13 protein-coding genes and 1 pseudogene are annotated in these 13076 nt (G+C 70.0%); 6 read left to right on the top strand and 8 right to left on the bottom strand.

Translation table 11 applies throughout. The annotated features are described in order from the left end of the window. Positions 1-124 precede the first annotated feature (124 nt). Positions 125-3787 carry a multifunctional oxoglutarate decarboxylase/oxoglutarate dehydrogenase thiamine pyrophosphate-binding subunit/dihydrolipoyllysine-residue succinyltransferase subunit gene (locus L2X99_RS07925; protein WP_236124216.1) on the top strand — a complete coding sequence of 1221 codons (3663 nt, stop codon included), beginning with the start codon at positions 125-127 and terminating at the stop codon, positions 3785-3787. Between the two features lie 194 nt (positions 3788-3981). Here the strand turns inward: L2X99_RS07925 and L2X99_RS07930 are convergent, their stop codons facing one another. From L2X99_RS07930 to L2X99_RS07945, 4 genes are read right to left on the bottom strand one after another with little or no spacing between them, the layout of a single operon-like run. Next, positions 3982-4584 carry a sterol carrier protein domain-containing protein gene (locus L2X99_RS07930; RefSeq protein ID WP_236124214.1) on the bottom strand — a complete coding sequence of 201 codons (603 nt, stop codon included), beginning with the start codon at positions 4582-4584 and terminating at the stop codon, positions 3982-3984. Next, the gene (locus L2X99_RS07935; RefSeq protein ID WP_236124212.1) at positions 4521-5279 is read right to left on the bottom strand and encodes a GNAT family N-acetyltransferase; all 759 of its coding nucleotides are present in this window, start codon (positions 5277-5279) and stop codon (positions 4521-4523) included. Before L2X99_RS07935 ends, L2X99_RS07930 begins: the two co-directional genes overlap by 64 nt. Positions 5280-5311: 32 nt before the next feature. Next, entirely contained in the window at positions 5312-5554 is a 243-nt protein-coding gene (locus tag L2X99_RS07940; protein ID WP_236124210.1) for a zf-HC2 domain-containing protein, read from the bottom strand. Then, positions 5551-6231, bottom strand: a complete 681-nt coding sequence (locus L2X99_RS07945) for a sigma-70 family RNA polymerase sigma factor (RefSeq protein WP_329608149.1) — start codon at positions 6229-6231, stop codon at positions 5551-5553. Before L2X99_RS07945 ends, L2X99_RS07940 begins: the two co-directional genes overlap by 4 nt. Before the next feature lie 50 nt (positions 6232-6281). Between L2X99_RS07945 and aroA the strand changes: the two genes are divergently transcribed. From aroA to bcp, 3 genes and pseudogenes are all read left to right on the top strand, one after another. After that, complete coding sequence (aroA, locus tag L2X99_RS07950; protein WP_236124208.1) at positions 6282-7625, top strand: 3-phosphoshikimate 1-carboxyvinyltransferase; 1344 nt, start codon at positions 6282-6284, stop codon at positions 7623-7625. Then, positions 7622-8665, top strand: coding sequence for a ribosome small subunit-dependent GTPase A (rsgA, locus tag L2X99_RS07955; protein WP_236124207.1), 1044 nt, complete (start codon positions 7622-7624; stop codon positions 8663-8665). Before aroA ends, rsgA begins: the two co-directional genes overlap by 4 nt. A gap of 36 nt (positions 8666-8701) precedes the next feature. Continuing rightward, positions 8702-9177: pseudogene (gene bcp, locus L2X99_RS07960) on the top strand (thioredoxin-dependent thiol peroxidase). A gap of 5 nt (positions 9178-9182) precedes the next feature. Here bcp and L2X99_RS07965 read toward each other — a convergent pair. Beyond that, a complete protein-coding gene (locus L2X99_RS07965; protein WP_236124204.1) occupies positions 9183-9581 on the bottom strand; it encodes a hypothetical protein in 399 nt (132 codons plus the stop codon). Between the two features lie 203 nt (positions 9582-9784). Between L2X99_RS07965 and L2X99_RS07970 the strand changes: the two genes are divergently transcribed. Next, a complete protein-coding gene (locus L2X99_RS07970) occupies positions 9785-10033 on the top strand; it encodes a WhiB family transcriptional regulator (protein WP_116241334.1) in 249 nt (82 codons plus the stop codon). 62 nt (positions 10034-10095) lie between these two features. On the opposite strand, the gene L2X99_RS07975 is transcribed toward L2X99_RS07970, so the two are convergent. Both L2X99_RS07975 and L2X99_RS07980 read right to left on the bottom strand, forming a co-directional pair. Continuing rightward, positions 10096-11568 carry a sensor histidine kinase gene (locus L2X99_RS07975; protein WP_236135827.1) on the bottom strand — a complete coding sequence of 491 codons (1473 nt, stop codon included), beginning with the start codon at positions 11566-11568 and terminating at the stop codon, positions 10096-10098. A gap of 31 nt (positions 11569-11599) precedes the next feature. Beyond that, positions 11600-11986, bottom strand: a complete 387-nt coding sequence (locus L2X99_RS07980) for an Rv3235 family protein (RefSeq protein WP_236124200.1) — start codon at positions 11984-11986, stop codon at positions 11600-11602. Positions 11987-12136: 150 nt separating this feature from the next. Between L2X99_RS07980 and L2X99_RS07985 the strand changes: the two genes are divergently transcribed. After that, entirely contained in the window at positions 12137-12733 is a 597-nt protein-coding gene (locus L2X99_RS07985) for a hypothetical protein (RefSeq protein ID WP_236124198.1), read from the top strand. Between the two features lie 38 nt (positions 12734-12771). Here L2X99_RS07985 and L2X99_RS07990 read toward each other — a convergent pair whose 3' ends face one another. Beyond that, positions 12772-13050, bottom strand: a complete 279-nt coding sequence (locus tag L2X99_RS07990; RefSeq protein ID WP_236124196.1) for a helix-turn-helix domain-containing protein — start codon at positions 13048-13050, stop codon at positions 12772-12774. Positions 13051-13076 lie beyond the last annotated feature (26 nt).

Below are 13076 nucleotides of genomic sequence, written 5' to 3' on the forward strand. Positions count from 1 at the left end.
CGCGGCGGCGGTCCCGGATCATGCGTTCATGCAGGGAATGGCATTAGGCTTGAACCCCGTAACGTGTGCGGGTCTGCCCTGATCCGCGCATCAGACATTCAGCGATGAAAGAGGGCGATCAAGCGTGGCGAACCAGGTGACCGGCGTCGGCGGCGACGGGGGGTTCGGAGCCAATTCCTGGCTCGTGGACGAGCTCTACGAGCAGTTCAAGAAGGACCGCAACTCCGTCGACAAGGAGTGGTGGCCGATCCTGGAGAACTACCAGCCGGATGCCGCGGCCGCAGCGCCCGTGCCGACCACCACCGCTCCGGTGACCGCGCCCATCCCGGTGATCGGAGCGCAGCCCGTCGCACGCACCACGGCGAAGCCCGCCAGGCAGGCACCGGTGCCCGCACAGGCACCCAAGCCGCAGGCGAAGACCACGGAAGAGCCCCCGGCCGTCGACGAGGACACCGTCACGCCGCTGCGCGGCATGCCGAAGACCCTCGCCGCGAACATGGATCAGTCGCTCACCGTCCCGACGGCGACCAGCGTTCGCACCGTGCCGGCCAAGCTGATGATCGACAACCGCATCGTCGTCAACAACCACATGTCGCGCACCCGCGGCGGCAAGATCAGCTTCACCCACCTGATCGGCTGGGCGCTCATCCAGACGCTCAAGGAGTTCCCCAGCCAGAACGTGTTCTACGCCGAGGTCGACGGCAAGCCGTCGGTCGTGGCGCCCGCACATGTGAACCTCGGCATCGCGATCGACGTCCCCAAGCCGGACGGCACCCGCGCCCTGCTCGTGCCGAGCATCAAGCGCGCCGACACGATGAGCTTCCACGAGTACCTCTCGGCGTACGAGGACCTCATCACCAGGGCGCGCTCCAACAAGCTCACCGCCGCCGACTTCCAGGGCACGACCGTCTCGCTGACCAACCCGGGCGGCATCGGCACCGTGCACTCGGTGCCGCGCCTGATGAAGGGCCAGGGCTGCATCATCGGCGCCGGGGCCCTCGAGTACCCGGCGGAGTTCCAGGGCTCCAGCGAGCGCACGCTCGCCGAACTCGGCATCGGCAAGACGATCACGCTGACCAGCACCTACGACCACCGCGTCATCCAGGGCGCCGGGTCGGGCGAGTTCCTCAAGAAGGTGCATGAGCTGCTCATCGGCCAGCGCGGCTTCTACGACGACATCTTCGCGGCCCTGCGCATCCCGTACGCCCCGATCCGCTGGAACTCCGACATCGCGATCGACCTCGCGGAGCGGGTCGACAAGCAGGCCCGTGTGCAGGAGCTCATCAACTCGTTCCGCGTGCGCGGCCATCTGATGGCCGACATCGACCCGCTGGAGTACGTGCAGCGCACGCACCCCGATCTCGAGATCGAGAACCACGGCCTGACCTTCTGGGATCTCGACCGCGAGTTCGTCACCGGCGGCTTCGGCGGCAAGCGCCAGATGAAGCTGCGCGACATCCTCGGGGTGCTGCGCGACTCGTACTGCCGCACCGTCGGCATCGAGTACATGCACATCCAGGACCCGGAGCAGCGCCGCTGGTTCCAGGAGAAGCTCGAGGTCAAGTACGTCAAGCCCGGCCACGACGAGCAGCTCCGGGTGCTCCGCAAGCTGAACGAGGGCGAGGCGTTCGAGACCTTCCTGCAGACGAAGTTCGTCGGCCAGAAGCGGTTCTCCCTCGAGGGCGCCGAGTCGCTCATCCCGCTGCTGGACGAGATCCTGCAGGGTGCGGCCGCATCCGGCCTCGACGGCGCCGCCATCGCGATGGCGCACCGCGGTCGGCTGAACGTGCTGACCAACATCGCCGGCAAGACCTACGGCCAGGTGTTCCGCGAGTTCGAGGGGTCGCTGACCCCCGGCAACCAGCGCGGCTCCGGTGACGTGAAGTACCACCTCGGCACCGAGGGCACCTTCGTGTCCGAGGACGGCGAGGAGATGCCGGTGTACCTGGCGGCGAACCCCTCGCACCTCGAGACCGTCGACGGCGTGCTCGAGGGCATCGTCCGCGCCAAGCAGGACCGCAAGCCGATCGGCACCTTCGCGTGGCTGCCGATCCTCGTGCACGGCGACGCCGCGTTCGCCGGTCAGGGCGTGGTCGTGGAGACACTGCAGATGTCGCAGCTGCGCGGCTACCGCACCGGCGGCACCGTGCACGTCGTGGTCAACAACCAGGTCGGTTTCACGACGCTGCCGAACGACTCGCGCACCTCGGTCTACGCCACGGATGTCGCCAAGACCATCCAGGCCCCGATCTTCCACGTGAACGGCGACGACCCCGAAGCCGTCATCCATGTCGCACAGCTGGCGTTCGAGTACCGCGAGCGGTTCCACCGCGACGTCGTGGTCGATCTCGTCTGCTACCGCCGTCGCGGCCACAACGAGGGCGACGACCCGTCGATGACGCAGCCGCTGATGACCGACCTCATCCAGGCCAAGCGCTCGGTGCGCAAGCTGTACACCGAGGCACTGGTCGGACGAGGCGACATCACCGAGGAGGAGTACGACGAGGCGAAGGCCGACTTCCAGAACCGTCTGGAGATCGCATTCGCCGAGACGCACGCCGCCGAGACCGGCGCCACGCCGATCGCCCCGGAGCTCAGCCCCGTCGACGACCGGGTCGGCGCGCCGGAGGTCACCGGCGTCTCGGACGAGATCATCCGCCTCATCGGCGACGCGCACGCGAACAAGCCCGAGGGCTTCACCGTGCACCCGAAGCTGCAGCAGGCGCTCGACAAGCGGGTCGAGATGAGCCGCTCCGGGGGCATCGACTGGGGCTTCGGCGAGCTGCTGGCGTTCGGATCGCTGCTGCTGGAGGGCACCCCGGTGCGTCTGGCCGGCCAGGACTCGCGGCGCGGCACCTTCGTGCAGCGCCACGCCGTGCTGCACGATCGCAAGAACGGCCAGGAGTGGCTGCCGCTGACGAACCTGTCCGACAGCCAGGGCCGCTTCTTCGTGTACGACTCGCTGCTCAGCGAGTACGCAGCCCTCGGCTTCGAGTACGGCTACTCCGTCGAGGACACCGAGGCGCTGGTGCTCTGGGAGGCGCAGTTCGGCGACTTCGTCAACGGCGCCCAGTCGGTGATCGACGAGTACATCTCGGCCGCCGAGCAGAAGTGGGGCCAGCAGTCCAGCGTGACCCTGCTGCTGCCGCACGGCTACGAGGGCCAGGGGCCCGACCACTCGTCGGCCCGCATGGAGCGCTTCCTGCAGCTGTGCGCGCAGGAGAACATGATCGTGGCGCGTCCCTCGACGCCGGCGTCGTACTTCCATCTGCTGCGCCGTCAGGCCTACGCCCGCCCACGCAAGCCGCTGATCGTCTTCACCCCGAAGGCCATGCTGCGTCTGCGCGGCGCGACCAGCGCCGTCGAGGACTTCACGCAGGGCCGCTTCGAGCCGGTGATCGACGACGCGCGACAGCTAGACCGCGCCGCGGTCAAGCGCGTGCTGGTGCACTCCGGAAAGGTCCATTGGGACCTGCGCAGCGAGCTCGACAAGAACCCGAACCCCGAGGTCGCGCTGGTACGGCTCGAGCAGCTCTACCCGACCCCGATCGACGGCCTCAAGGCGATCACCGACAGCTACCCGAACGCCGAACTGGTGTGGGTGCAGGAGGAGCCGGAGAACCAGGGCGCCTGGCCGTTCCTGGCGCTCGCGTTCGCCGAGGTCCCCGGTCCGCGTCAGTTCCGTGCGGTGACGCGCCCGGCTTCGGCGTCGCCGGCGACGGGCTCGTCTAAGGTGCACGCGATCGAGCAGGCAGAGCTGCTGAAGGCCGCGCTCACCCTGAGTTGATCCGCAGAGCACGACGACGGATGCCGCTCCTCCTCGAGGGGCGGCATCCGTCGTCTCAGCGGTTCCCGAATGCTCACCGGCTCACGCTGGCGCCGGGGTCGGACGTCGGGTCGCGCGGAAGGGCTCGGTGAGGACGGATTGTCCGGAAAGCTCCGCAGAGCGTCCGGATCGCTCCGGTGCGCCGCCCTTCGCAGTCAGTACCAGATGCCTAGAGTCGGCGCCTCGGCGGTGCGGAACGCGTCGTCGATCGCCGCGATCCCGCCGGGATCGCCGTGGACGCGTCCGGCGGCGGCGAGCTGGGTCGCGCGCACTCCTCCCGCGTAGATCGCGGAGAGCTCCACGACCCCCAGCGTCACGTCGGCCGCCGCATCCGTCGCCTCGACCGTCGCCTCGCCGGACGCGTCGATGAGCAGTCGCCAGGTGCCGTCGGCGAAGCCCAGTGCGTCTTCGATGCGCAGCACGACCTCGAGCGGAGCGCGGTAGGTGCGCGCCGCGAGTGCGGCCGGCACGTCGAGGACGCGCAGCCAGCCGTGGTCGTGCACGGTGAACTGGACGGCGCGCTGGTCGGCCACCAGGTGCAGGATCGGGTCGTCGACGGGACGCAGATCACCCTCGATCGTGGTCACGAGGTCGTGATGGATGGCGAAGCCCCACAGCGCCCGCAGCGCCTCGTCGGTCTCGGCGACGAGGTGGTTGACGGTGAGCGTGAACCGGAAGGTCCCCGATTGCTCCCTCAGCGCGTACGCGAGCACGCCCCTGGTCCCGCCGTCGGCGTCGAGATAGCGCACTCCGCGCACGGCCGCGCCCTTGGCGTCGTCCGCGGTGAGACCCGCTTTGCGCATCCAACGCAGCTTCCAGCCCGGGATCTGCCCGGACCGTCGGGCGCGGGAGCGCTCGAACACGTTCCCCAGCTCTGCGGCGGTGGTCTCGCGGTCGATGTACTCCAGGCGGCCGGCCTCCGCACCCCGATCCATCCCGCGCGACGGGGGTCGATCACGACCCGCGCGACCGGGATCGCCGGCGCGAAGCCGTACCGCGAGTAGATCGTCGCCTCGGAGACGGTGAGTCCCGCGATCGGCACGCCGGCGGATGCCGCGGAGCGCAGCTCCCCCTCCAGCAGGTTGCGGGCGATGCCGCGGCGGCGGTGCGTGGCGGCGACGGTGACCGAGCTGATCGCCCACATCGGGACCTCGCCGCCGGGGACGGTCAGCGGGGCGACCCAGGAGTTCACGGTGGCCACAGGGAAGGCCTCGGGAACCGCTCCGGGTTCGAAGACGCCGATGTTCCGGCGATCCTGCCAGGCCTCCCGCATCCGCGCGATCTGCTCCTCGCCGGGATCGGCGTCGAGGAATCCGCGGGCGTCGGCACGGGCGAACGCGACGCCCGCGGTCGCATCCGCCATGTCGACGACGCGGTACTCGAGACCGGCGTCGGCCAGACGTGCGGTGGACTGCGGGTCGGCGGCTACGGAGCGGGCATCGATGAGAGTCACCCGCCCACCCTATCCAGGGGCGCCGACAGGCGTCAGTGCGCGGCCTGGGCGGCGCGCAGGCGGGCGAGGACCTGGTCGCGCAGCTCTTCGGGCGCGGCCTCCTTGCACGCGCGTGCCACGACCTCTGTCAGGGTCTTGGCGACGAGCGCCTCGTCCCGGCAGGACGGGCAGTTGTCGAGATGCTCCCGGATCTCGCCTTCGGAGGTGTTGCAGACCTCGGAGCGCAGGTACTCCTCCAAGTCGCGACGCGCCTTCTCACAGCCGCAGTCCGTCATTTCGTGCTCCTCGTTCCGGCCGCCGCGATCCCTCGCTCGGCGGCATAGTCAGCCAGCAGCTCCCGAAGCATCCGCCTGCCACGGTGCAGGCGGCTCATCACGGTGCCGATGGGCGTCTTCATGATGTCGGCGATCTCCTGGTAGGAGAACCCCTCGACGTCGGCCAGGTACACCGCGAGGCGGAAGTCCTCGGGAACCTGCTGCAGCGCGTCCTTGACGACGGATGCCGGCATCCGGTCGATCGCCTCGGCCTCCGCCGAGCGGCTCCGGGAGGCCGTGGTGGACTCCGCACCGCCGAGCTGCCAGTCCTCGAGCTCGTCGATGGCGCCCTGGAACGGCTCGCGCTGCTTCTTGCGATAGATGTTGATGTAGGTGTTCGTCAGGATGCGGTAGAGCCAGGCCTTCAGGTTCGTGCCCTGCGAGAACGTCGCCCATGAGCCGTACGCCTTGACGAACGTCTCCTGCACCAGATCGGCGGCGTCGGCGGGATTGCGCGTCATGCGCATGGCGGCGGCGTACAGCTGATCCATGTACGGGATCGCCTGCTCCTCGAAGTCGCGTCGAGGGTCGCGCGCAGCAGCGTCGTCAGAAGAGGTGTCGTCCATCACCGGCCAGTCTAGGCCGGTCGCCCAGGGGTCCACGATGGCGATGTCATCGCGCTCCAGAGTGGCGATCATGCGCCCCTCCTCTCCGATCACGTCGGGGCCGTTCACTAGGGTAGGAACCGATGAGCGCTGCAAGGTATTCCACCTCTCCCGTGACGGGGCGGTATTCCGCGCCCGTCACCGACGGACCGGTCGTCGCGACCCTCACGATCCCCGGCTCGAAGTCGCTGACGAACCGCGAGCTGGTCATCGCCGCGATCGCCGACGGCCCCGGCCGGCTGCTGCGTCCGCTGCACTCCGACGACTCCCGGCGCATGATCGATGCGCTCCGCGCGCTCGGCGTCGGCGTCGAGGAGGTCGAGGGCGATGGCGAGTTCGGCCCGGATCTCGAGGTCATCCCGGCGCCGCTGGCCGGCGGACGCGAGATCGACTGCGGTCAGGCCGGCACCGTGATGCGGTTCATCGCTCCGCTGGCGGGCCTCGCCACGGCCGACGTGCCGCTCACCGCGCACCAGAACGCCCTGCATCGCCCGATGGGCGCCATGATCCACGCGCTGCGCGACCTCGGCGTGGATATCGACGACGAGGGCACCTGGTCGCTGCCGTTCACCGTCCGCGGCCACGGCCACATCCGCGGCGGACGGGTCGAGATCGACGCGTCGGACTCCAGCCAGTTCGTCTCCGGACTGCTGCTGGCCGCACCCCGCTTCGATGTCGGCCTGCACCTCGTGCACACCGGCGAGCACCTTCCCAGCCTGCCGCATATCGACATGACCATCGAGGCGCTGAGCACGCGCGGCATCCGCATCGAGCGTCCCGCCGCCGGCGAGTGGCTGGTCGAGGCGGGCATCCCCCGGGCGAAGCAGATCGCGATCGAGCCCGACCTCTCCAACGCCGCGCCGTTCCTCGCCGCGGCCCTGGTCACCGGCGGCGAGGTGTCGATCACCGGCTGGCCGCTGCACTCCACGCAGCCCGGAGCGCTGCTTCCCGACATCCTGCGGGCGATGGGTGCGCACGTGACGCGGCACTCCGGCGTGCTCAGCGTGCGCGCCGGGGAGGGCATCCGCGGCCTCGAGCTCGATCTGTCGGCGGCGAGCGAGCTGACACCGACGATCGTGGGACTCGCCGCATTCGCCGACGGGCCCACCACGATCCGCGGTGTCGCGCACATCCGCGGTCACGAGACCGACCGCATCGCGGCTCTGGTCGGCAACCTGCGTGCACTGGGCGGAGACATCGAGGAGCTGCCCGACGGCATGCGGATCGTGCCGGCACCGCTGCACGGCGGGGACTGGCCTGCGCACCACGATCACCGCATGGCGACCACCGGCGCCCTGATCGGGCTGCGGGTGCCCGACGTCGTGATCGACGAGATCGGCACCACCGCGAAGACCCTGCCCGAGTTCACTCATCTCTGGGAGCGGATGCGGACGGGTACCGGTGCGAGGGAGGGCGCCGACGCGTGAGCTGGCTGGACGCTGACGACGACGAGGACGAGTTCGACGAGTTCGACGAGTCCGACGTGCGGGTGCGCCCGAACCCCAAGGCGAACCGGCCCCGGACCAAGCGCCGCCCGGCCCACGAGGACGCCTCGGTCGGCCGCGTGCTCGGCGTGGACCGCGGCCGCTACAGCGTACTGGTCGGCGAGGACACCGACGACGAGCACCTGATCACCGCGGCGCGCGCCCGAGAGCTCCGCAAGAAGCCGATCGTCACCGGCGACCGCGCCCGCGTCGTCGGCGACCGCTCCGGCGATGAGGGCACTCTCGGCCGCATCGTCGGCATCGAGCAGCGCACCTCGCTGCTGCGCCGCAGCGCCGACGACACCGATCAGGTGGAGCGGGTGATCGTGGCGAATGCGGACCAGATGCTGGTCGTGGTCGCCGCAGCCGATCCCGAGCCCCGCGAGCGCCTGGTCGATCGCTATCTCGTCGCTGCTCTGGATGCCGGCATCCGCCCCCTCCTGGTCGTGACCAAGACCGATCTCGCCGACCCCGCGCCCTTCCTGGCCCATTTCGACGGCCTGGACGACCTGCGCGTGTTCACCAGCGCGCGTGGGCAGATGCCCGCCGAAGAGATCGGCTCGGCCCTGATCGGGCACTCCACGGTCTTCGTCGGGCACTCCGGCGTCGGCAAGTCGACGCTCGTCAACGCACTGGTCCCCACCGCCGGACGCGCGACGGGGCACGTCAACGAGGTCACCGGCCGCGGCCGGCACACCTCCTCGTCCACGGTGTCGCTGCGCTATCAAGGTCAGGGCGGCCGCGGCTGGGTGATCGACACCCCCGGCGTGCGCTCCTTCGGCCTGGGCCATGTCGATCCGGCGAACATCCTCGCCGCCTTCACCGAGCTCGCCGCGATCGCCGAGGACTGCCCGCGCGGATGCACGCATCTTCCGGATGCCCCGGACTGCGCGCTGAACGAGGCCGCCGCAGCAGGCCGCCTGAGCGAGACCGGACGCGCGCGTCTGGACTCGCTGCAGCGACTGCTGCTCACTTTCGGCTGACCGGCCGGCCGCAGCGGCCGCCGATAGGCTGGGGTCATGACTGCGACGCGCCTCGAGCCGGGCACCCCGGCCCCCGACTTCTCCCTGCTCGACCAGGATGGGAAAGCGGTCACGCTGGCCGACCTGCGCGGGCGGAAGGTCGTGCTGTACTTCTACCCGCGGCGATGACGCCGGGCTGCACCACGCAGGCGTGCGATCTCCGCGACAGCATCTCCTCGCTGCAGGGCGCCGGCTACACGGTCGTCGGTGTCTCGCGTGACGAGCCGGCGAAGCTGAAGAAGTTCCAGGAGCGCGACGGACTCACCTTCGAACTGCTCAGCGACCCGGACCACGCCGTGCACGAGGCCTACGGCACGTGGGGTGAGAAGATGAACTACGGGAAGGTCGTCGAGGGCGTCATCCGCTCGACGTTCGTCCTCGATGAGGACGGCGTCATCACCCTCGCGCAGTACAACGTGAAGGCCACCGGTCACGTGGCGCGACTGCGGAAGACGCTCGGGATCGACGCCTGACCGGTTCAGTCCTCGCGCTGCATCCGACGGTCGCTGCGCCCGTCCGCGGCGGACGCGAGGATCAGCAGGACGAGGCACACCGCACCGGGGATGCCGACCGCGAGGGTGAACGGCCACGGGATCGGCTGCAGCGTGAGCGACGAGATGCCCAGCGCCACCGCGAGCACCTGGAACACGATCGCACCGGACCGCGCCCACGAGACGCGGCGCAGCACCCCGAGCGCGAACAGCACGAGTCCGGCCGCCACCAGCAGCGTCAGCACGATCAGGCCGATCCCGGACGGGCCGGAGGCGACGTTCCCCGTGCCCAGCTGCACGAGTTCGATGATCGAGACGGCGCCGAGGGCGAGGCCCTCCGCCACGAGCAGGATCGCGGCGAGGACGGCGGGACGGGATGCACGCACGAGCACTCCTGAGGAATCGGATGTCAGAAAACCCTTGATTTCAGGGTTTTCATGTAACAGAATAGACAAAGCCATGTGCTCCCACAGCGGCGTGGGGCGAGCAGTCGCTCGCATCTCACCAGGGTAGCGGACCCCCGAATCGCCGCCCGCATCGAGTGTCGCAAACCGCGTGCTCGAACCAGATCCCATACCGAGGAGCCCCCATGGATTGGCGCGACAAAGCCGCCTGCCTGACCGTCGACCCCGAGCTGTTCTTCCCCGTCGGGAACACCGGACCGGCAGTCGACCAGATCGAGAAGGCGAAGGCCGTCTGCGCCACCTGCACCGTCACCGAGATCTGCCTGCAGTACGCCCTGGAGACCGGACAGGACTCGGGCGTCTGGGGAGGCCTGTCCGAGGACGAGCGCCGCGCCCTCAAGCGCCGCGCCGCTCGCGCTCGCCGCGCCGGCTGATCCGCCGGTCGCACCGAATCGCTGACGCCGCACGACCGATCGCGGACGGGCGGCGTTTCGCGTTACGCCTTGATCCAGCGCAGCGGGACGTCGATGGTCACCTCGGTGCCCTCGCCGCCCTCGCCCTTCCACTCGATCGTGCCGCCCAGTTCGCCCTGGATCAGGGTGCGCACGATCTGCGTCCCCAGGCCCTGACCGACGCGGCCCTCGGGCAGCCCGTGACCGGTGTCGCGCACGATCACCCGGAGGTTCTCGGTCGTGCGGTGCGCCTCGATCGTGACGACGCCCTCCTGGCCGGCGAGGCCGTGCTCCACGGCGTTCGTGACGACCTCGGTCAGGGCGAGCGCCAGCGGAGTCGCGTACTCGCTGGGCAGCACGCCGAATCGCCCGGTGTGCTGAGTGCGGGCGCGTGTGTTCGGCGCCGCGGCGACCTCGGCGACGAGCTTGAGCACGCGCGCGAACACCTCGTCGAAGTCCACGGTCTGGGAAAGCCCGCTGGCGAGCGTGTCGTGCACCACCGCGATCGACTCCACCCGGCGCATGGCCTGGGTCAGCGCGTCCCTTGCGTCCTCGGAGTGCGTCCGGCGCGCCTGGATGCGCAGCAGCGAGGCGACCGTCTGCAGGTTGTTCTTCACCCGATGGTGGATCTCACGGATCGTCGCATCCTTGGTGATCAGCTCCTGCTCCTGGTGACGCAGTTCGGTCACGTCGCGGCACAGCACGATCGCTCCGATCCTGGTGCCGTGATCCTTGAGCGGGATCGCCCGCAGCGACACCGTCACGCCGCGGGCCTCGATGTCGGTGCGCCACGGCGCCCGGCCGGTCACCACGACCGGCAGCGACTCGTCGACCTGCCGCGACGGCGGCACCAGACGGGTGGTGACCTCGGCGAGGGACTCCCCCTCGAGCTCGTCGTCGAATCCCATCCGGTTGAACGCGGACAGGGCGTTCGGGCTGGCGAAGGTCGTGATGCCGTCGACGTCGATCCGGATCAGGCCGTCCGAGGCGCGCGGTGCGCCGCGACGCGGCGAGGTCGGCGCCGCGAGATCGGGGAACTCCCCCGTCGCGATCATGCGGAACAGGTCGTTCGCGCACTCGTCGAAGCTGATCTGCTGGCGAGACGGCATCCGCGCCTCGCCGAGGTTCGTGTGCCGGGTGATGACGCCGAGCACGACGCCCTCCTGACCGCGGCGCTCGATCGGGACGGCGCGCACGCGGGTGGGGATCTCCTCGAACCAGTCCGGCGACGAGGAGTCGATGATCTCGCCGGAGTCGAATGCCGACTGCACCTGGGTGCGCCACTGAGGCCGCACCCGCTCGCTCACGATGTCGCGGTAGAACAGCGTCGCCGCACCGCTGGGGCGCGAGTGCGCGATCGCGATGAAGGATCCGTCGGCCGTCTGCACCCAGATGACGATGTCGGCCGAGGAGAGGTCGGCCAGCAGCTGGCCGTCTCCGGCGAGACGGTGCAGCCATTCGACGTCGGCATCGCTGAGGAGCCCCTGGGCGTGGACGAGATCACTGAGCGTGGACACCCTCCCAACAATAGGGTGCCTCACCCGCGATTCAGAGCACGGCGAGCGATGTCGCGCGCCAGCGCCCGTCCATCCCCTCCAGTCGCACCGCGACGGCTCTGGCGCGCCCCGGACCCTCCACGACGAGGGTCGCCTCGAGCACGCAGTCGGCCGGCGAGGAGTGCCGCAGCGAGAGGATGCGGAACACGGGTCGCGTCGCCGGCGTGCCCCGCGCGCTGCGCGCCCGTGCTGCCAGGTTCGAACGGACGGTGAGCTTGCGGAAGGCGTCTTCGCTGAGCCAGCGTGCGAGCTGCTCGACCTCGCGGACGCCGGCGAGGACCTCGAGCACGCCCTGCGCGAGACCGCGGAGCAGGGGAACCGGATCGGGCAGCGCCTCCGCCGGTGTCGGCTGCGGTGCGAAATACTCCTGCGCGGTCATCTATCGTCCTCGATCCATGATGCGTGGTGTCCTCGCCTCCAGCGCGAACCCCCGGAAAGTACAGCACGAATGATGCGAATCGGGAAGTGTCCGGATGCACTTCTGTGGATAACCCGTACCCACCCCCGGGCGCTCCCCTACCCTCGGAGTGTGGAATGGGATCATCTCTTCGACGATCTGGAAGGACAGCTCGCCTCCGAGTGGGAGGCCGAGCGGGCCGCGCTGGACTCCGAGTCCGAACGGCTGCGGATCTCGAAGCTCGAACTGCGCGATCGCCTGCGCGCACTGTGCGCGCAGGCGTCCGTGGTGGTGCTCGACCTCGGCGACCGCCATCGGCTGCGCGCGACGACGCGCACGATGGGTGCGGACTGGATCGCCGTCACCGTCCAGGGTGATGCGCGCCCCGTGCTCGTCCCGGTCTCGGCGATCACCGCGGTCGACACCGACCACGGCAGTCTGCTCGGCAGCCTGGACGAGACCGCGCCGCTCGGCGCGCTGCGCGACAGGATGGATCTGGGCTTCGTGCTGCGCGATCTCGCACGCCGGCGCCTTCCCCTCACACTCTCGCTGCGTGACGGTTCTCTGCAGCACGGAACGATCGACCGGGCCGGAGCGGACCACCTCGACCTCGCGCTGCACGACGCCGGACAGCCGCGGCGGACGTCGACAGTGCAGGGGTTCCGCATGGTTCCGTTCTCAGCCCTGCGCTGGGTGCGCGCGGAGCAGCACGGGGCGCTGCTGCCCTGACCCGCGTGCGGGCGGATGCGCTGCGCGCGGAAGCCGCGTCAGCGCCGGATGCGCGGTGCCGGGCCCCATACCTCGGGAAAGCTGGCATTCTCGGACTGGTGCCAGAGCGCCGTGCGCCGGGCGACCTCGGTCTGGTCCTCGAGGTAGTCGTTCACGCTGGCCTCTTCGACTCTCCAGCGCGGCGGCGATCCGAGCTGTGCGCCGCGCAGTCGTCCCTCGTGGACGAGCGCGACGACCTCGTCGACCGGGACGGCGAGGAGTTCGGCGACCTGACCGGGCGTCAGGTAGCGCGAGGCGGACGGGGAGGATTCGGGCATTGCTCCATTGTGACGCCAACCGTGCG

Origin of the sequence: Microbacterium sp. KUDC0406 (assembly GCF_021582875.1) — a bacterium.
GTDB lineage: Bacteria > Actinomycetota > Actinomycetes > Actinomycetales > Microbacteriaceae > Microbacterium.

Excerpts from the sequence above, each read along its gene's own strand:
- L2X99_RS07940 (WP_236124210.1), bottom strand. The coding sequence starts at position 5,554 with ATGACGGACTGCGGCTGTGAGAAGGCGCGTCGCGACTTGGAGGAGTAC.
- L2X99_RS07945 (WP_329608149.1), bottom strand. The coding sequence starts at position 6,231 with ATGATCGCCACTCTGGAGCGCGATGACATCGCCATCGTGGACCCCTGG.
- aroA (WP_236124208.1), top strand. The coding sequence starts at position 6,282 with ATGAGCGCTGCAAGGTATTCCACCTCTCCCGTGACGGGGCGGTATTCC.
- L2X99_RS07970 (WP_116241334.1), top strand. The coding sequence starts at position 9,785 with ATGGATTGGCGCGACAAAGCCGCCTGCCTGACCGTCGACCCCGAGCTG.
- L2X99_RS07980 (WP_236124200.1), bottom strand. The coding sequence starts at position 11,986 with ATGACCGCGCAGGAGTATTTCGCACCGCAGCCGACACCGGCGGAGGCG.
- L2X99_RS07990 (WP_236124196.1), bottom strand. The coding sequence starts at position 13,050 with ATGCCCGAATCCTCCCCGTCCGCCTCGCGCTACCTGACGCCCGGTCAG.